This window comes from Chitinophaga sp., assembly GCF_036569185.1.
Lineage (GTDB): Bacteria > Bacteroidota > Bacteroidia > Chitinophagales > Chitinophagaceae > Chitinophaga.
Window position 1 is genome coordinate 32,940 of the sequence record NZ_DATCRD010000239.1, and the last position, 20,182, is coordinate 53,121.

General features: G+C 48.4%; 14 protein-coding genes. 5 read left to right on the forward strand and 9 right to left on the reverse strand.

The annotated features are described in order from the left end of the window. The first annotated feature begins 5 nt into the window (after window positions 1-5). From VIM72_RS18285 to VIM72_RS18305, 5 genes are all read left to right on the forward strand, one after another. Complete coding sequence (locus VIM72_RS18285) at window positions 6-1,172, forward strand: mandelate racemase/muconate lactonizing enzyme family protein (protein ID WP_332004270.1); 1,167 nt, start codon at window positions 6-8, stop codon at window positions 1,170-1,172. Next, window positions 1,165-2,058: an SMP-30/gluconolactonase/LRE family protein gene (locus VIM72_RS18290; RefSeq protein ID WP_332004271.1), complete on the forward strand. Its 894-nt coding sequence runs from the start codon at window positions 1,165-1,167 to the stop codon at window positions 2,056-2,058. Before VIM72_RS18285 ends, VIM72_RS18290 begins: the two co-directional genes overlap by 8 nt. 93 nt (window positions 2,059-2,151) lie before the next feature. Next, on the forward strand, window positions 2,152-2,889 hold the full coding sequence (locus VIM72_RS18295; protein ID WP_332004272.1) for an SDR family oxidoreductase: 738 nt from the start codon (window positions 2,152-2,154) through the stop codon (window positions 2,887-2,889). Window positions 2,890-3,026: 137 nt separating this feature from the next. After that, entirely contained in the window at window positions 3,027-3,917 is an 891-nt protein-coding gene (locus VIM72_RS18300; protein ID WP_332004273.1) for a DUF2268 domain-containing putative Zn-dependent protease, read from the forward strand. Between the two features lie 169 nt (window positions 3,918-4,086). Further along, a complete protein-coding gene (locus VIM72_RS18305) occupies window positions 4,087-5,007 on the forward strand; it encodes a hypothetical protein (protein ID WP_332004274.1) in 921 nt (306 codons plus the stop codon). A gap of 10 nt (window positions 5,008-5,017) precedes the next feature. Here VIM72_RS18305 and VIM72_RS18310 read toward each other — a convergent pair whose 3' ends face one another. The 9 genes from VIM72_RS18310 to VIM72_RS18350 form a co-directional block, all read right to left on the reverse strand. Further along, complete coding sequence (locus VIM72_RS18310) at window positions 5,018-5,932, reverse strand: helix-turn-helix domain-containing protein (RefSeq protein ID WP_332004275.1); 915 nt, start codon at window positions 5,930-5,932, stop codon at window positions 5,018-5,020. Window positions 5,933-5,964: 32 nt separating this feature from the next. Beyond that, complete coding sequence (locus tag VIM72_RS18315; RefSeq protein ID WP_332004276.1) at window positions 5,965-6,702, reverse strand: SDR family oxidoreductase; 738 nt, start codon at window positions 6,700-6,702, stop codon at window positions 5,965-5,967. A 14-nt stretch (window positions 6,703-6,716) separates the two neighbouring features. Next, a complete protein-coding gene (locus VIM72_RS18320; RefSeq protein WP_332004277.1) occupies window positions 6,717-7,619 on the reverse strand; it encodes an NAD(P)H-binding protein in 903 nt (300 codons plus the stop codon). A 295-nt stretch (window positions 7,620-7,914) separates the two neighbouring features. Next, window positions 7,915-8,757: a glycoside hydrolase gene (locus VIM72_RS18325; RefSeq protein WP_332004278.1), complete on the reverse strand. Its 843-nt coding sequence runs from the start codon at window positions 8,755-8,757 to the stop codon at window positions 7,915-7,917. A gap of 47 nt (window positions 8,758-8,804) precedes the next feature. Continuing rightward, a complete protein-coding gene (locus VIM72_RS18330) occupies window positions 8,805-10,355 on the reverse strand; it encodes a right-handed parallel beta-helix repeat-containing protein (RefSeq protein ID WP_332004279.1) in 1,551 nt (516 codons plus the stop codon). Window positions 10,356-10,390: 35 nt separating this feature from the next. After that, a complete protein-coding gene (locus VIM72_RS18335) occupies window positions 10,391-12,061 on the reverse strand; it encodes a RagB/SusD family nutrient uptake outer membrane protein (RefSeq protein ID WP_332004280.1) in 1,671 nt (556 codons plus the stop codon). Window positions 12,062-12,090: 29 nt separating this feature from the next. Further along, a complete protein-coding gene (locus VIM72_RS18340; protein ID WP_332004281.1) occupies window positions 12,091-14,886 on the reverse strand; it encodes a TonB-dependent receptor in 2,796 nt (931 codons plus the stop codon). Window positions 14,887-14,922: 36 nt separating this feature from the next. After that, window positions 14,923-16,650 carry a RagB/SusD family nutrient uptake outer membrane protein gene (locus tag VIM72_RS18345; protein ID WP_332004282.1) on the reverse strand — a complete coding sequence of 576 codons (1,728 nt, stop codon included), beginning with the start codon at window positions 16,648-16,650 and terminating at the stop codon, window positions 14,923-14,925. Between the two features lie 11 nt (window positions 16,651-16,661). Continuing rightward, complete coding sequence (locus tag VIM72_RS18350; protein WP_332004283.1) at window positions 16,662-19,730, reverse strand: TonB-dependent receptor; 3,069 nt, start codon at window positions 19,728-19,730, stop codon at window positions 16,662-16,664. Between the last annotated feature and the right edge of the window lie 452 nt (window positions 19,731-20,182).

The window sequence follows — 20,182 nt, forward strand, 5'->3', positions numbered from 1 at the left end:
TGATCATGAAAATAACTGATGTAAAAGTATGGCTTGTTGAGGGAGTGAAATATAACTGGACCCTGCTGAAAATTTATACCGATACCGGGCTTACCGGTGTGGGCGAAGCCACCAACTGGCCCGGCAGCCCTATTGTTTACAATGCTGCCAAACATGTAGGCGAGCGTATTATTGGCCTGGACCCGATGAGAACGGATTTTATCTGGACAAAACTTTACCGCGATCTGAACTGGATGGGACCATATGGCGCCAGTTTATGCGCTATCAGCGGCATTGACATGGCCCTGCTCGACCTGAAAGGGAAAGCGCTGGGAGTGCCCTGTTATGAGTTACTCGGCGGCGCCTACCGGCAGGAAATACAGCTGTATGCCAACTATTGGTTTACCGGCGGTGGTCATAATGCAGCTGATTACGCAGCCCAGGCGAAGAAAGTAAAAGCCGCCGGCTTCACCGGTTTAAAATTTGACCCGTTTGCACATACCAATTATTTATACGGAGAAGATCTTTCTTCCAACCTTACGCTTACGCCCGCACAACAGGATCTTGCATTTGAAGTAAGCAAGGCGGTAAGGGAAGCGGTAGGCCCCGATTTCGATATCATGATAGAAACCCATGCCATGCTGAACTACAGGGTGGCGGTAAAAATGGCGCAGCGACTGGCAGCGCTGGATATCACCTGGTATGAAGAACCTGCGGGACCGGAAAGCGCAGACAATCTCCGGGCAATGAGAGAGCGTATCCCTTCCAATGTTTCTATTTGCGTGGGAGAGCGCCATTATACCCGGCATGGCATCCGGCCTTTGCTGGAAAAAAATGTATGCGATATCATGATGCCTGATATTACCCGCTGTGGCGGCCCTTCGGAAATGAAAAGAATGGCCGCTATGATGGAAGCCTACAATGTGCTGCTGGCGCCGCATAATCCTAACGGTCCGCTTTCCACACTGGCATCGGCGCAGGTATGTGCAGCAGTTCCGAATTTTTTCCGGCAGGAATTTATGTTTAACGATGTACCCTGGAGAGATACCATCATCACTCACCCGATTGCAGATATGGTTAAAAACGGGCACCTTCACCTGAGCGCCCGCCCGGGTTTGGGCGTTGACCTCGTGGAAACGGAGATGGAAAAGCATCCCGGTATCCTTCAACCAAAACCGGGCTTTTATGTATAGCAGGTACAGAGAGTGGAGGGCGCAGGTGATTTACCCGGCGGATGCTGCGCTTGGCGAAGGACCGGTATGGGACGGACATCGCCGGCAATTATACTTTGTTGATATCCTTTCCCGGCGGGTCCATTGTTTTGACCCGGTTTCCGGGGCGCATCGCCGGTGGAATACAGGCAGTCTTACCAGCCTGATTATTCCTGCCGGTAACGACCGGTTCCTGCTGGCTATGCAGGGGCGACTGGTTATGTCTTCGTTAAACGGTATGCCTCCCCTGGTGCTTACCCCTGTTGAGGCCGAAGCCCCGGAGCTGCGATGCAATGATGGTAAATGCGACGCCATGGGACGCCTGTGGTTTGGCACCATGCATACAGGAGGGCTTCCTTATAAGGGCGCATTGTACTGTTACGACGGCACCCTGAGAAAAATGCTGGACGGGATCAGTATTTCAAACGGCATCTGCTGGTCGGCCGACAATAAAACCATGTATTACATTGATACCCTGGAACGCAATATCAGGGCGTATGAATTCGACCTGCTATCAGGTACCCTGGGCAATAGCAGGATCGTTACCACAACAAAGGACTTACCGGATGGCATGTGCATTGATCATGAAGGGATGCTTTGGGTAGCCATGTGGGGAGGCAATGCCGTACACCGGTATCATCCGCGCACCGGTGAGCTGACTGGTAAAGTATGGGTAGATGCCCCCCATGTAACCTCCTGCACCTTTGGCGGCGCCGGTATGAACCAGCTTTTTATTACCACTGCAAAAGACGGGTTAACAAAGCAGCAACTGCAAACTTATCCCGATAGCGGCTCTTTGTTTGCCGTACAACTTCCTTTCACCGGTGTGCCTGCACAAACATTTTCCATGCCGGCATTATGCGTTTAGAACTGTATGCCTGCCTATGGAGTGGTGGTTTATTTGTAATTTCCGGGGAGATAATAAGATGCCTGTCTTTCAAAACAATTTTAAACAGATGGTATGTCGCTTGAAATAAACCTGGACAAGAAAGTGGTCATTGTTACCGGTGCAGCGTCGGGTATAGGAGCCGGCATTGCAGCAATGATGGCCCGCGCCGGCGCTACTGTAGAAGGCTGCGATATTAACGGGAGCGCCGGGATAACTGCAGTAGACGTAACAGACAAGAGTAGCGTTACTGGTTTTGTAAACGCCGTAGCGCAGCGGCAGGGGCGTATCGACATTGTGATTTCATGCGCAGGAGGCAATGTTTTCACCGGCGCCGCGAATTGTTCTGAAGATGACTGGAACCGGAATATCCAATTAAACCTGGCATCGCACTGGGAACTTGCCAGGGCCTGCAAAACACATCTTGAAAAAACAGGAAATGGTGTGATCATTATTATCACCTCCAACCACGCCTTCTCTACCATACCCGGATGTTTTCCCTACAATGTTGCCAAAACCGCGCTTACAGGGCTGGTACGGAGTCTTGCTATTGAATGGGGCCCGCTGATACGCACGGTAGGCGTAGCGCCTGGTTTTATTGACACACCTGGAAATCAAACCTGGTTCAATTCATTTCCTTCACCCGAGGAGGAAAGAAAACGTACCGAAAACCTGCACCCGGTAAAAAAATTGGGCACACCGGAAGAAATTGGGGGCTGGTGCGTATTCCTGGCCAGCTCCTACGCAGCGTTTTCATCAGGCACCACTTACCTGGTAGATGGCGGCAGATCCGCATTAATGCAGGATGTTTAAACCAGTTTTCTTCAACAGGTTTAAACATCCGGGGCATAAATACATGACACGTTCCAGGTAACAAATTATCTCCCCGGTAATTTTTTTTCTTCCCGGAATATTCTATTTTGCGCCTGCCATTTTAAAACCAATTTGCTATGTTAAAATTTTGTCTGCCATTGCTGGCATTTGTAATTGTTAGTGCCCGTACTCAAGCCCAAACCGTTTTTTCAAGTGATCCCGACAGTGCTGTTTTTCTCACAAAAGACATTGATAATTTCTGGAAAGCTTTTGATCTCTTTAAAAAAGATACTACGGTCAACCCCTTTGGCAGCGGCTATATCGATATCGGTAGTGCCGGTGTGAAAGGATTTATCCCCGACAGGATCAGGAGCGCCAGCCATTTATTCGGAATGGTTAAAAAACGCCAGGCTGAATACGAAAAAGTAAGAGCCACCACCCTATTGATGAAAGAAAAGGAAAAACAATGCAGGAGCGCATTCTATGCGTTAAAATATTGGTACCGGGAAGCTAAATATCCACCTGTTTACTTCGTGATAGGCGCCTGGAATTCCGGCGGTACTTTTAACGAAGATGGGCTGTTTATTGGTGCCGAAAAACAATCCGACATCAACAACGTGCCGTTCATCGTAGCACATGAACTGATCCATTTTCAACAGAAGCACTGGCTGGAACACCCTACCCTATTACAACAAAGCATCGTGGAAGGCAGCGCTGATTTCTTAGGGGAACTGATATCCGGCGCAAATACCAACCAGCTTGTAGTTGACTATGGGAACAAAAACGAAGACTGGTTATGCAAAGAGTTTGTAACAAGAATGGATAGCACTGAGTTCAAAGACTGGCTGTATGATGTTTCCAGGAAAGATGACCGGCCCCGCGATCTCGGTTACTGGATGGGCTATAAAATTACGCAGCAATATTTTATTAAGGCTACAGATAAAAAACAGGCAATAAAAGAAATCCTTGATATAAAAGATTATAAAGCCTTCCTTGCCAAAAGCGGGTACCTGAAAAAATATATGTAACAAATATTTGGATAAAATCGTAGAGGCCGGTCTGCAGACTGGCCTCTACGATTTTAATATACCTGGAACCAGCTACCAATATGCGTTTACATGATTCAAAGTTTACTATTACAAGTAACAAAAAAGGCGACAGATAAAGCATAACTTAAACATGCTAAATTCTTCAACCATGTCTACCTACATTCCCCTCGTATCGCTCGCCGCGGCTATGCTACTGCTTTCCTGCAAAAAAGAATCATCCGGCAATACTACAGTACCCGGAAACAGCGATGAAACTGCATTCCCTGTTACCTTCGATGCCGGAGGTTTTACACAGGAGCTGGATAGTTTTGGAAGAAAAACATCCGATGCTGCATCACTTGCAAAAGACTCCCTGGATGGGCACGTAAAATACCTTTATTACAAAGTGTACGGCACAGGCGCGCAGGCAGCTATAAAACGTGTAATTGTACAGGAGGCGGGAACTGCTTCTTTTGGTATTATCAGGGATACATTGCCACCCGGCAATTATAAATTTACATTATTAGCCACCGGAGATGAATACCTCTCCCACGTTACCAACGCGGGTTTCAAATACCCTGGCAGTGATGCCTTCAGTACGCACTTTGAAATGGTGGTAAACGGACCAGCCAATGCAAAAGTATCACTCGACAGGATTGTAGCCCGGCTGCAATTCATTATCCAGGATCCGTTGCCCGCAGATGCCGCGTGGATGGACATCCGCTTTGGCGGCATACCGAGAGTATTCAATTTCCCTACCGGGGAAGTGAGTAACCCTGCTAACGGAACCGCCTACTCCAATTACACCGGTTACCGGTTCCAGATACCTGCTTACAACCAGGGTAAACCAGGCTTTAAAACACAGGCCTATTTTCCTTTGCAGGGCAGTTACACAGTTCCGTCTATCACGGTGATGTGCTGGGGCAATAATGGCACCCTGCTGGCCAGCAAGGTGATTAAGGATGTGAAGTTTGAAACCGGCAAACGTACCGTTCTTAAAGGGAATCTCTTTCCTCCCGCTGGCAGTGGCATAGAGGTAGACCTTAACGATACCAACTGGAAACCAGACAGCATAGCTGTATTCTACTAATGAGCTGTTATCAGTTAAATGATTGCCTGAATTCCAAAGGCGACTGCTTTGTTTTTGTTTTAAACAGGCGGCTGAGGGATTGTGGATGCTCAAAACCCAGCTGGTAAGCAATTTCAGCAACGGATAAATCTGAGGTCGATAATTTCTCCTTTGCTTTTTCGATGATCTTATGATGGATATGCTGCTGTGCATTTTGTCCTGTGTAGGAGCGCAGCATATCGCTTAAGTAACTCGCCGATATATTTAATTGCTCCGAAAGATATTGTACAGTAGGGATTCCCTGCGTGGAAGGCTTTTCTGTATTAAAATATGCCTCCAGCGTTTCTTCCAGTTTTTGTAATACTCCGCTGTTGGCTGCCTTTCTTGTAATGAACTGGCGCTTATAGAAACGGTTACTGTAATTCAGCAGTAACTCAATCTGGGAAATAATTACATCCTGGCTAAAATCATCTATCCGGCTGTTTAATTCTTCATCCATGATGGAGAATATTGCCATAATAGTGGCCTTTTCTTTCTCCGACAAATACAATGCTTCATTGGCCGCATAAGAGAAGAAACCATACTCCCTTATTTTCTTTGCCAGGGGATAGGATAAAAAGAAATCAGGGTGTATAAGCAACAAATAGCCCGAATGCGCTGTATCATCGGGAGATTCAAATATCTGGTTAGGTGCGGTGAACACTAATCCTCCCTCGCCAAAGTCGTAGTAGTTTTGCCCGTACCTGGCTTTTCCGCAAACATATATTTTATAGGCAATCTTATAAAAATTGAGCACAATAGAAGGAGGAAACCCATCGGCATTAAACTGCATATTTTTGATATCAATAAAACTGATCAGGGGGTGTAAGGGCTTTTGCAGCCCAAACACCCGGTGAAAGTCGGATAATGATTCAAATTTATAAAACGTATTTTCTTCCTTTTTCATACTATAAATTTACGAAATAGATCTGTTATGTATTACCAGGGCGTTTCCCCGGTTTCGGGGTTATGTTCCTCGCTGATAAATTTCCCTGATGGGCCGTCATCACCAATCATCGCATATTTGGCAATGCGGGCGCCGCCTTCCTGTACAGTGCCTGTTCCACGGTAATTGTTAAAATCAGTAGCAACAAAACCGGGGCATACGGCATTCACCTTAAATGGCGTATCGCGTAATTCGTAGGCCAGGTTAATGGTATACATATTGAGTGCTGCTTTGGAGGAATTGTAGAGCACCGCTTTATGGCTGTAATATTTCCAGGTGGGATCGCAGTGCAGGGTAAGTGAACATCCGCTGGAAGAGACATTGACTATACGCGGCTGGGGAGATTTCCGCAACAAATCCACAAATGATTGTGTCACTCTTATAACCCCATATAAATTGGTATCCAGCGTTTCGTTAAATTCCTCTATCCCTGATGAAAGTGCCGCCTGGGGGAAACCGCCGAGAACACCCGCATTATTCACAAGCACATCCAGCACATCAGTTTCCCTTCCTACGCTGGCACGGGCGGCTTTTACCGAACCAGGATCGGTAACATCCAGTTGTATAGCCATCACATTATTTAATCCTGCGGCTTTAAGCTTTTCTACTGCCGCCTGGCCATTTTCTGCGCTACGGCTGCCAAGGTAAACGTAATATCCCTGTTGCAGCAACTGGCGGGCGGTTTCAAAACCAATACCTCTATTAGCCCCGGTAATGAGTGCTCTTTTCATTTCTTTTTATTTTTTTATTTATGATAGATGAACGCAAATTCTTTCGCAAAATCTGCCAGTTTTACTTTGCCCATAACAGGTCTGTTTTTATAATAATCTTCGTACAGGCTGCCGCTTCCCTGTGCGGCCTGCATCTCCACCAAACCTTTGGCGATCCACTCATTCATACCTGCCTCCAACATATGATCCAGCATCTGTTCCCCGGGGATTACCAGCCATTTCAAATCCGGTTTTCCAATGGCTTCGCCTATAATTTCAGCCACTTCGTTGGGGGATACTTCTTCGCTTGCTAAATAATGTATGGTTCTTCCGTTAAAAGGCTTTTCCATTTCTGCTGCAACAGTAGCGGCAATATCCAGGGGCGACACCCAGGGCTCTTTCCGATCACCGCCATAGCTTTGTATAATAGCTCCCTGCTTCCTGATGGTTTCCATATACCTGAATATATTAGTGTAAAAGCTCACCGGCCTCATAAACTTTATAGCAACATCACCGGGCAATTGTTGCAGGATGTTTTCCACGGTATGATGAAGAAAAAGGCTACCGGTTCCCTTATCCGTATGAGCGCCTATACTGCTGAGGTGCACAATCCGTTTTACACCTGATTGTTCTACCGCCTGTTTGTAGTTATTCCCGATGTTGCGGAAAGCGGCTACAAAATCTGCGTCCCTGTCGAATAAACTGCCCATGCCTTCCCACGACTCCATCAGGTAAACAATATCCGCTCCCTTAAAGGTGGCGGCCAGGAAACCGGCATCCTGCATAGCGCCTATGGCGGCTTTGGCGCCCATTGCTTCAATTTCGTTCTTCCTTTCCTCCTTCCTGCTGATAACTGTTACGGCATGCCCTTTCTGTACCAGTTCCTGGGTTAAAGGCTTTCCTATATTCCCTAAAGATCCTGTAATAACGATATTCATTTTATACCTGTTTTTTGTTATTGCAAAGGTGAACAAAGACCAGCAAGCGGGTGTAACCTGAATGGGGAATTCCTTAACTCAAATGAGTATTTTGTATAAAAAAGATGATGTAATGGTATGATTCCGGCGTCGTCTTTTAAGGGGTAAACAGCATTGATCACTTAAACTATTATACTATACATATTATACGGGGGAGACAGAGGTAACAACTATATCAGGGAGTTAGTACAAACCGCTAAACAGTAACAGAAATCCCATATGCCATGGCAGCATATGGGATTTTATCTCTTCATTATTACGACACCCGGTTGCGTCCTACATAAATATTTCTTGCATTATAGTAAGTATCCCCTGCAGGGCCATTGCTGCCACTGGATCCTTCCATTTGCAGGTTGATGATAATATACATGGGCTTGCCCACGAAATTAGCCGTGTGCATGCCTTTCCATACACCATCTATATAATAATGAATATTCACATCGGTAGCGCTCACTTTGGTGATCCACGCACGGTAAGTATGCCAGCTGCCAGGAGATGAAACATTGGTTAAAATACTGGATACATCCTGCCAGGTCCTGAAAGTATTCTGCCAGTTGGTGCTGTTTCCCTTGAATTCCAGGATATCGCTTTCCGGCGGCCAGCTGTTTACACCGGTAAGCCAGAATGCAGGCCAGGAACCGGCTACAGAAGGCGCCTGGAAATCGCCCTTTACTTCCCAGTCGGGGAACTGGTCATTCACCAGCACCTGCGCCTTGGCATGTACTGCCCCGCTATGATAATGGATAGGCAAATACGGATCGCTGCTGCTGTTCCCTTCATTCCAGTTGATCCGTGCCGCCTTAAGCGTAAGCACGCCGCTATTCAGGTAAATGTGGTTGTGATCTGATGTACTTCCGTACATACGTGCGGTACCGTTATGATCAGAGCCCCACGGATACAGGTAGTTCCAGGCTGCTTCAAATGCGGAATAGCTGGCAAATGAACTGTTGTCAATCACCGTTTCCCAGGTAACAGTAGCAGCAACGGCCGATTTCTTTTCCTTTGCAATGGGTTGAAGATCCGCGGTGGCCGATTGTTTACCGCAGGAAAGGGTTACTGCGCAGGTAAGCGCCAGTAGGATTTTCATACTTGTGTTCATAAATGGAATTTTTATAGTGAAAAATAAAATGCGTTTATCTCACTTCCCTATTTCCCATCTACTCCTATATTCTGGTGCACCTGTAACTTGTTCCCATACAGATCAGTGGCGATAGTATCCGGTAATGCAATACCTTTTTGCAAAGCGGGCGATCCCGGTTGCAACCGGAATACTTTCAGCGCTTCCATTCCCGGCATACCGGGTAGTGGCGTTGCAATGAATTGCGGATCTTTTATAACTGCTGCTTTATCTGCCGGGCGGTTAAGGTGTGTACCGAAATAAAGATTGTTGCTGTAAAAATTACGTTTGCTTTGATTCATCACATAATCTGCCGTATTATTTGTGTAGAAGATATTGTTGGCAAAACAGGTACTGTCGGCATAACCAAACCAGTTGCCCATTTCCACCAGTGTGCTATCCATCTTAATATCCCTTTCCGGCAGGTAAATGACGTTATTATAAATACGGGTATTCACTACGGGACCGGTTATATGAAATACCGGTGCAAAACCGGCATGTTTGCCGGTTGTACGTAATCCATCATTCACGCTTACATTAAACCGCACAATGGTGCCTTTATTACCGCAGCTTTGCGGGGCGCGGGCGCTGCCATCATCGCATACCAGTAAAAAGCCGCCGTCGTTATCATGACTGTAATTATACTGGATCACGGTGTTGTTGCAGTTCCAGTCGGAGTCAAAACCCTGGCCATCCCAGGGAGCTTTATGATCGCTTACTTCGTTGTATTGAATAAGCGCATTATCACAGCTCCATGGCCATATGCCTGCGGCAGATTCGCTGTCGGGCAACAACCGTGGGCAATCCCGCATAGTATTATGTTCTACCAGCACGCCATCGCAGCCGGTGGGCACAATGCCATCGCCTGGCACGCCTTCTATCAGGTTGCCACGGATCACCACATGTTCATTGGGAAACCAGTCGGACCTCGACCAGTTGCCATTCACCAGGATGCCATTCCGCTGGCAGCGCCTGATGGTACAATCTTCCACCAGGATACTGTCGAACCGGGAAGGGGTTTGCCGGCCTCCATTGCTGAAAATAATGCCTGCCCCGCCTCCGTCTTTTTTAACAAGACTTCCATTCACATCATGCACATCCAGCTGCTTCAGGTAAATAGCGGAGCCGGTGCCATAGTTGGTTAACTGCACCAGCACGCCGGCACGCTGAGCTTTTATATCGGGACCATAGTTGGAAATATCCAGGTTGCGGATCTCCCAACCTTCTGCATTCAGTAAATATAAGGCCGCGGGCATAACGCCATTACCCTGAATACGCGGTTTGTATCCTTCTCCATACTGATCAATAGTGATCAGTTGCTTTGCATGGCCGCTGCCCTCCGGCTTCAGTTGTCCTTCGTAAATACGGCCGGAGCGAAAACGGATCTGGTCGCCCGGTTCAAAAACATGCGTATTCACCCGCTGTAAACTGCGCCAGGGTTGTTGTTCCGATAACCCGTTATTGGCGTCGTTCCCCATGAGCGCATCTATATAATAAGTGCGGGGCACGGCAGCGCCGGCATGTAAGCTTAAGCCCAGGACGCATATTACTGCGCCCCGGAGCACCTTTCCAATATTCATATCAATCATCTTTTAAAATATCCATGATCCCGTACTTACCAGCCCGGTGTTTGCGTAAGCGCAGGCGATTTCATTTTCTCCGCCTGCGGCACGGGATACCAGTACATTTTTGGCTGGAATACCCTTCCTTCCACTTCCATCTTTTCATACTTAAACGTAGTGGGATTGATACGGGTTATTTTTACGCCATATACAGGTGAGTTAAACAATGCCACGCCCAGTTCCCAGCGACGCACATCCCAGTAGCGATGCTCTTCAAATGCCAGCTCCACTCTCCTTTCATTCCGTATTTTAGTACGCAGGGTGGCGGTATTCCACTGGCCGGTCTGCAGCAGCGGCATCTTCACAGAACTGCGGTCGCGTACCTTATTCACGGCCTGGACAGCTGTTAAGCCAAAGCCCTGCGGATCCTGGTCGGGGCCATATGCCTCGTTCATGGCTTCTGCATAGTTGAGATATATTTCACCCAGGCGGAATAAGATCCAGGTATGCACACTGGTTTTATTCAGTAACAGGTCCAGGTTTTCATCCACGTACTTTTTCAGGTAGTAACCTGTTTTGGTAGCACGGTCTACCCCTGCTCCTTCACGGCCGCCGGTGAAGGCTTCCACGGCGCGGCCCTTCCATTGTGAATTATTGAGGATCACGGTCATGGCTAAACGAGGATCACGGTTATCGTACGGATGCTGCGCATGATCGGGATTATTCCAGTTAAACGCACTGCCATCAGTCATCTCATAGGCGTCTACCAGGTTCTGCGTAGGCGTGGTGCCACTGCTGCCTCCGTCATAACCAATGGGATAGTTGGCCCGTTCAAAGCCATTGCCGGGCGCATAGCGATGCGCAAAAATGATCTCCTTGCTGGTAGTGCTGCGGAACAGTCCCCGGTAATTGCTTTCCAGCTGGTATACATTCAGATCAATCACTTCTTTGGCTGCTTTGGCCGCTGCTATCCATCGTTCCTTCACATGTCCTTTATTATTCAGGTCGCTCGCATAGTAAAGCAGCATCCTGCTTTTCAGCGCCAGTGCAGCTCCTTTGGTAGCCCGGCCAAGATCATTGTCGGCTACAGTTACACCCAGGTGCGCCGCCGCGGAATCGCATTCCGAAACAATGAACTGTACGCATTCATCATAGGAATTGCGTGACAGGTTAAGACTATCTGACAATCCCAGTGTTTTGGTAATAAGCGGCACGCCTCCATAGCGGGTAACCAGGTCGAAATAAAAATAGGCGCGGAGAAAGCGGTTCTCATAACGCCAGCGCTCCAGGTCGGCCGTCATATTGCGGTAGGTCTGCTGCGCGGTTGGGTCCGGGTTGAGCTTATACATATTAAGGTCCACGTTACCGGATTGCTCCAGGTAAAGATTGGTGCGGCGTATAGCCGTGTACCTGGCATTCCAGTTATCGTCCGGGTTGATGTAGGGATTCCAGCTGCCGTTATTATAACGTTGAATGGCGCTGCCTTCCCAGGTAAACTCTGCGTCATCTGTAGCGGCGTCCAGCATGGCATTGTCCAGCCGGTTAAAGCCATCAGGCAGGTAAGCGTAGGTGCCTATCAGGAAATCACGGGTACGGGCATACGAAGAAAACACTTCATCTTTGGTAAGCTCTGTACTGATCTGCCTGTCCAGGAAATCCTTCTTACAGGAAAGGGAAATGATGGTAACCACTCCTGTAAAAAGTAACCAAAATCTATATTTCATAACATTGAAATTTTTTGTTGAGATGATGATCATAATTGCACACGTATACCAGCGTTCACAGAGCGCATGGCAGGATATCCGCTTAATGTTTCAGGATCTGCAAAATGAATATGATCCAATGAAAATACGTTCACGGCGTTTACGTATACCCGTAACTGTTGCATCCTGATGCGCGACAATAATGATGTGGGGAAAGTATATCCCAGTTCTATATTGCGCAGCTTTACAAAGCTGCCGTTGCGTTGCCAGAAATCCGAAGAGCGGTAGTTGTTGTCGTTGGCGGCAGTGGTGAGCCGTGGGTAGGTAGCAGTTGCCGCAGTTTCGGGCGTCCACCTTCCCATGGCGATGGGGGCGGCTTTGGCGTCATTCACAAATGCCCATACCAGCGGGCCGGACAACATCACGCTGCGATTGGCAACGCCCTGGAAAAATGCGTCGAGATCAAATCCTTTGTACTGTACACCCAGGTGCAAACCGAATGTCCATTCCGGCAACAGTGGTTTGCCAATGGCCACTTCATCGTATATATCAATGATGTTATCGCCGTTCTGGTCTTTGTACTTGATATCACCAGGCTTCACAGGCGCAAAGATCTGCTGGGGGCTGGCGCTGATGTCGGCTTCATCTTTAAAGAAACCGATAGCCTGCAATCCAAAAGGCTGGCCAATGCTTTGCCCGGTGCGGTTAAGGTAGGTATAGGGCTGTTGCGCTTCTGCCATGTATAATATTTTATTACGGGCAAAAGCAGCGGAAGCGGAAGCAAAATAGCTGAAGCTGCGTTTTACTTCGCTCTGGTAGCCCAGTTGCAATTCAAAGCCACGGTTCCTTACACTGCCTACGTTTTCTGCTGGCAGTCCTACGCCAATATAGCCGGGAATAGCGCCATATCTTTCGGCCAGGATATCTTTTCTTTTTTCATCAAAGAAGTCGAATGCCAGGGTGACCCTGTTACGCAGCAGCGAAGCGTCAATACCGATATTGGCCCTGCGGTCTTTTTCCCAGGTGATGTCCGGGTTGGCAAGACTTCCTTCGTCCATACCGCCGGCATAGCGGTTATCGGTACCGAAGTAGTAGCCCGCGCCACCGTTATAATATTGCTTATAGGGGAAGCGGCGCCCACCTACCTGGTCGTTGCCCACCTGCCCGTAAGAAGCTCTCAGCTTCAGGAAACTGATCCACTGCGCCTGCTGCAGGAATTGTTCTTCAGACAGGATCCAGCCTGCGGATACTGCCGGGAAGAAGCCAAAGCGCCTGCCTTTGGGGAAATTCTCGGAACCATTATAGCCAAAGGAAAATTCACCAATGTATTTTCGTTTATACGCATACGTTACCCTGCCTGCCGTACCCTGGTGAGCATAGGGAACGTTGTTACCGGAAATAGTATATACATCCTGCTGGTAAAGCGCCAATGCATCAATACTATGTTCCCCGAAAGTGCGGTTGTAGGTAAGGGTGAACTGGGTATTGGTGCGTCTCCACTGGTCGTTTACCCCATCATTCTGCGCGATGCTGGTGTTATCGCCAAATTTATTATAGATGGTATCGCCCGCAGGATCTTTCAGCAGCTGGAATACAGCAAACTGTTTGGTTTTATCATCATTGCCCTGGAACCAGTTATTGAAAGATACTGCCGCCCCGGCCTTTAAGCCGGGTGTAACCTGGTCCAGGCTGTAACTGAAACGCATGGTGGCCTGCAATGCCCGGGCATGCGTGGTGGCTACGCCGCGGCCAAGTACCAGTCCTACGGGGTTGCCACGGTATACCGAAGTGCCTCCGTAGGAATTATCGGGGTTACGCACAGGAAATGCGTTAGGTGGTATCAGCATCATATTGCCCCATATTTCAGGAGCGCCTGCACCGGGATAGCTCCGGTCTTCCACCCTGCCCGCCAGGTCAAGCGAAGTGCTCAGCCGCTTTGTCACTTTAATATCTACATTGGAACGGAAATTATACCGGAGGAAATTTGCGTTGGAATTTTCCTCTCTTTTTGAATCGGTATTTTTATACAGTCCTGTATTCTTCAGTACATTCAGCGATACAAAATAAGTGGCATTGCTGTTGCCTCCACTGAGGTTCAGGTTGTATTCCGACATAGGCGCCGATTTCTTCAGCACCTCATCATACCAGTTCACATCAGGATGGAAGTATTTATCGTTTCCATTTTTATATGCCTCCAGGTCGGCAGGTGAATACTTATCTGTTTTGCCTTCATTGCGTAATGCTTCATTATAAAGCGTGGCATAATCGTATGATCCCAGGAACTCAGGCAGGCGTTGCGGCCGCTGGAAACCGGTTTGCGCACGGAAAGATATTTTAGGTTTACCGCTGAAGCCTCTTTTAGTGGTAACCAGCAATACGCCATTGGCGCCGCGGATACCATACATAGCGGTGGCGGCGGCATCTTTCAGCACAGTGATCGTTTCTATTTCATCTGCAGCCAGCTGGTCAAAAGGACTTTCAAAACCATCCACAAAAATAAGGAGCCCTGCACCACGGTAAGAGCTGAGGCCGCGTATAGCCATGGAAGGCGCATCATAACCCGGTTCGCCGTTGCCCTGCATTACCGTGAGGCCGGGTATGCGGCCGTAAAGGCCATTGCTGAGCGTAGCGGCCGCCGATTTCCTTAACACGCTGCCATTCACTCTTCCATAAGCGCCGGTTACTTTCCACCATGGCTGCTCTCCATATGCCACTGGTACCTGCAGCGTGGTATCTGCGGTTGCCGGAACGGTATCTGTAGCAGATTGCGCTAATGCGGCAAGGGAAAAGAGTGTGCCCGTTACCGTTAGCAATGCTGTTGTTCTTAATTTATATATACAGTTCATTTTTTCAGATTTGAAGTTTAGGATCAGGCGCCCTGCTTACCAGCCGGGGTTTTGCACGATGTATTGCTTGTATATTTCCGTGTTGGGAAATGGATACAGGTACATCTTATCATTCCATACCCGTTGTTCAAACACTACCTGTTCGAAATGAAATTCGCTGCTGCCGTCGATAGGCTTTAATCTCAGCCCATACATCTTTCCGTTCATCACACCTTCATCACCGGCAATTTTCCAGCGGCGTACATCCCAGTAGCGGTGCTCTTCAAATGCCAGTTCTATTGCCCGCTCATTTCGTATAGCCATTCTCATTTCCTCTTTTGATTTACCTGAAAGTGCAGGCATGCCTGAACGGGCGCGGATGGTATTCACAGCAGTATATACTTCTGCAACCGGCCCCTGCGCTTCATTCAGCGCTTCTGCATAGTTGAGGTAAAATTCTGCGAGGCGGAACACAGGCCAGTTGATGGTAGCGCCATAAGTAGACCAGGTAACGCTGCGTGGCAGGAATTTGTGCATCCACTGCCCGCCGCCACGGTCGCCTCCATGCAGCGCCGGTTTTCCATCCGGTTTGATATACATCTGCACGGCGCCTATTTCACTGTTCCAGCTGGCCCCGTTATACCCTACAGATTGCGCAAAGCGGGGGTCCAGCGAAGCGTACATGGCATTGGCATTATCGCCCGACTGTGGCCAGATCTGGGCGCCGCCGGTTTTCTTCTCATAGAGTTTTACAAAATTCATCGGCACAGAAATACCATACCATCCTCCATAAATATTTACCGGCATGGTGAAGTTGAAATAGTCGCCGTAAATACCCCAACGGCCATTGGATTTATTAGCCAGGATGATCTCCGCATTATCCGGCTGCGACCATACATATTCATAATTATTATCCACTCCGAATTCGGTGATCAGGCGGCAGCTGCCGGTAGGCGCCCAGTCCAGCACCGCTTTGGCGGCATCGGCCGCTTTCTGCCAGCGGGCTGCATCATAGTTATGATAGCCTACCAGGGTAGCTGTGGCATCGGTGGTGGCTACATAAGCAGTAGCGCTGTTAAACAAGGGACTTGCCGCATATAACAGTACCCGCGATTTCAGCGCCAGCACCGCGCCTTTGCTGATACGGCCCCGCAGGAAACCTTCCTGCGCAGCAGGCAATGCGCCAAGAGCGGCGTCACAATCGGACACAATAAAATTGATACAATCTTCCAGTTTATTACGGGGCAGCTTCAGGTTATCGCTGTTTAGCAAACGCCTGTCCACAATAGGCACGCCGCCGTAGCGCTTCACCAGCTCAAAATATTGCAGGGCGCGCAGGAAGCGGGCTTCCGCCTTCAGCTGTGTTTTGTATTCCCCGCTGGCATCCGGTACGCCGTCAATACGCTCCATAAAAATATTGGCCTTACGGATGGCTTTATAGTGGGTACTGAAATCATCTTCGGGGTTGTCGTTGGCATCCCACTGCCCTTCGTTAAAACGGTTGGCGCCAGGCCAGCTGTCGGCAATATCCCCTTCATCACAGGCGGCTGCAAGTACGCCGGCTACAATACCGCCGCTGGTGGAATTGCTCCACCCGGTTGGCAGGCCCGAAGGCATGCTGTTGCTGTATACATCGTATAAAAATGTTTCTGCATTCCTGATCTTCGAGAAAATAGTATCCTCTGTAATATCCACGGATGGCGGTTTTTCAAGAAAATCCCTTGTACAGGAAAAGAAAGCGCCCAACAGCAGGCTTAATATGATATAGTATTTTACTTGTTGCATAGTTTGTTTTTTTAGAACTGCAGATTCAACCCTACGTTATACACTTTTTGCTGCGGATAAAACTGTCCACGGCCATCCGGCGCTTCAGGGTCATAGGTTTTGAGCGACGACCACGTAACCAGGTTCATACCATTGGCATACATCCTCACGCTCCCGATCTTTGCACGTTTTAAAATACCGCCGGTAAATGTGTAACCGATCTCCACGTTCTTCAACCGCAGATAACTGGCATCTTTCAGCCAGTAGCTGGAACGCTGATAGTTATTACCGGCAGGGCTTTGCGACAACCGCGGGAAAGTGATCTTCTCTCCTGCCTTATATCTTTCTTCTGTCCACCGTTCCAGGTGAACAGTCATAGCATTGCGCCAGTCGGTATCAAAAGGCCATGCCGCCATTTGCTCCAGGTAAACCGACGCCCTGCCTGCACCCTGGAACAACAGGGACGCATCAAATCCTTTAAAGGACCCACCAAAGGAAAAACCATAAATGATCTGTGGGAACTGTGAATAGCCTATAGGCATCTGGTCGTCGTTATTAATAATACCATCGCCGTTCACATCTTTATAGCGGATATCACCGGGCTGCAGGGCATCGCGGCCGTTCACACCGGGAGCATAAGAGGATTGCGGTCTTTTTGCATCATTGATCTCATCCCAGCTGTTAAACAATCCTTCCGCCACCAGGCCAAAGTACTGGCCTACCGGGTTACCGGTTTCATTCTGATAAGGATAGGAACGCGGGGCCTCATCTTTAAATTCTATCTTGTTACGGGCAAAGGAATAGTTGGCCTTCAGCCAGTAATTCACCTTGCCTACATGATCATTATAACCGGCTTCCATTTCAAAACCTTTATTGCTTACCCTGCCCAGGTTATACGCGGGAAGGTCGCTCACACCCACAATACCAGGCACCGCGCCGCGCATGGCCAGGATATTGTTGCGCTTCTCCTGGAAATAATCACCGGTAAAAGAGAAGCGGTTATCAAACAATTTCATCTCCAAACCAATATTCGATTTCTTTGCTCTTTCCCAGGTAACATCGGGGTTGCCAAGTTTACCTTCATAAGAACCTCCATACCATTGGTAAGAAGAGCCCACCTCTCCGAAATTATATCCACCGCCATACACAAAAGCAGAAGGCAGGTACAGGAAGCGCGAGCCACCCCTGAAAATATCTGACAGTTTATCATTACCTACTTCTCCATAAGAACCTCTTATTTTCAGGAAAGTGAGGTATTTATTTTTGGGGAAGAAAGGCTCATCGGAGGCTACCCAACCAACTGAATACGCGGGAAACCAGCCAAACCGGCTACCTTCCGGGAAGTTCTCCGAACCGTTATATCCCATGTTGAATTCCACCAGATAGCGGCTTTTGTAATTGTAGGTAACGCGGCCGGCCATGCCCAGGTAGGCATTGGGCACTTTATAGGTAAGGTTGGGCGAATAGGCTTTGCTTTGATTATACAACAGCAACCCGGTTATATTGTGCGGGCCAAAAGTCCGGTTATAATCCAGCGCCAGTTCACCGTATATTTTGCGGTTCTTATCATATCCCTCGCTGAAGCCAAGCGTGGTCTCTTCGCCCTGCGGTACATACAAAACATTACCGGCATTGGCAGGGTCTTTCACAGCGAGGTAAGTCACATTATTCTTGGAGCGCCTCACAGAGTGGCTGTACCAGCTATCATAGGCAATGGTACCACGGGCTGATAAACCGGCTGTAATAAAATCCAGTTTGTGGTTCAGGATAACGGAAGAATTCACGTTACTTTTGAACAGTTGCTGGTAGCCTGCATTGAGCATGGTGAGCAACGGGTTCCTGCCATTTACGGCGCCGGAAATGGTTACCAGCTTGCCATCTACAATACCGGGACTACTGAAGGGATTGGCAGAGAGCACATCAAAGAAAATATCACCGGCAGATTTGGCCGGGTAGTTTTGATTCTCTACCTGTCCGCCAAGATTTACCTTCACCGTAAACAGTGGCGTTACATCAAAATCGAAGTTGGAGCGGAAGTTATACCGCTTGTATTTTGGATTGGCGCTGAACTCGGGGTTATAGTCGGCATACCGGTATGCCCCGTTCTGATCAAAATAACCACCTGAAATAAAGTACCTCGCCAGCTGGGTGCCACCGCTGATATTCAGGTTGTGCTGCGACTGCAATGAATAGGGTTTCAGCATTACATCAAACCAGTCTACGCTGGGGTGGAACACCGGATCTTTCCCGGATTTGAACAGTTCCAGGTCCTCCTGTGTGAAATAAGGCTCCTTCCCATCATTTTTCAGCGCTTCATTTTTCAGGAGAGCGTAATCATAGCTGCTCACCATTTTGGGCAGCTGGGTAGGACTTTGCCGGCCCAGGTTGGAGGTTAAGCTCAGCCTGGGGGGCCCGAGTTTCCCACGGCGGGTGGTGATCAGGATAACGCCGTTGGCGCCTCTCACCCCGTACACTGCGGTAGAAGACGCATCTTTCAGGATATTGATGGTTTCTATTTCGTTGGGATCTATCTGGTTGATATTGGAGCGTTCAATACCATCTACCATGATAAGCGGATCGGAGCCGGATCCGGCATCCAGGGTACCAATACCACGGATCTTCAGGCTGGAACCATCCTGACCCGGCTCCCCGCTGCGTTGCACAGCTATCAGGCCGGGTAAGCGCCCTACCAGCATATTGGATACGTTGGCCACGGGCGACTGCAGTAATTCTTTTGTACCGATAGACGCCACCGCGCCGGTAACGGTCACTTTCTTCTGCACACCATAACCCACCACTACTACCTCCCCCAGGTTCTTTTCGTCGGGCTGCATTTTTACGTTCAATACAGACCCGCTACCCAGCGGCACTTTACGGGTAATATATCCTATACAGGAAAATACCAGTACCCGCCGGCCATCGGGCACATCTATCCGGTAATTACCATCCGCGTCGGCGGAAGTGGATTTCTGGGTGCCCTCCACCACAATAGTGGTACCTATCAGGGCATTGCCTTTTTCATCGGTTACCTTACCGGTAATAATGACACCAGCCGGTTTTTCGGCGGCAAAAGTAAAGAGTGGCAAAGTGGTCAGGGACAAGAGGACAACATATGTTATCCGTAAAAAAGACCACACACTACAGTAGCTTTTCTTCATAACGTTGGATATTACTTTTGAAAATGACGGCAGCCATGTGCCACACATTACATTGGTTGACAGGGGTAAAATTCGGATGATTCATCCTGAAACAAGGGGGAGAGATTCGCCTATTTAGGGGGTGAGATCAGGAATGTGAGATTGTCTGACTCTGGATTAGGATGATTTCGCTGATTACGCTGATTTGATTTTGTAATGATTTTAAAAAGATTTGGGGAGATTTAGGCGAAAGTATTCGCTTAAATCTCCCCAAATCCTTTTAAATCCAAAGTAATCAAATCAGCGTAATCAGCGAAATCATCTAAATCCTAAGTCAGACAAAATCCGCGCTTTACATCTTGAACACCTTACCTCCTACCATTACTTCCTGGGTGGCTTCATCAAAGGTGGCTTTC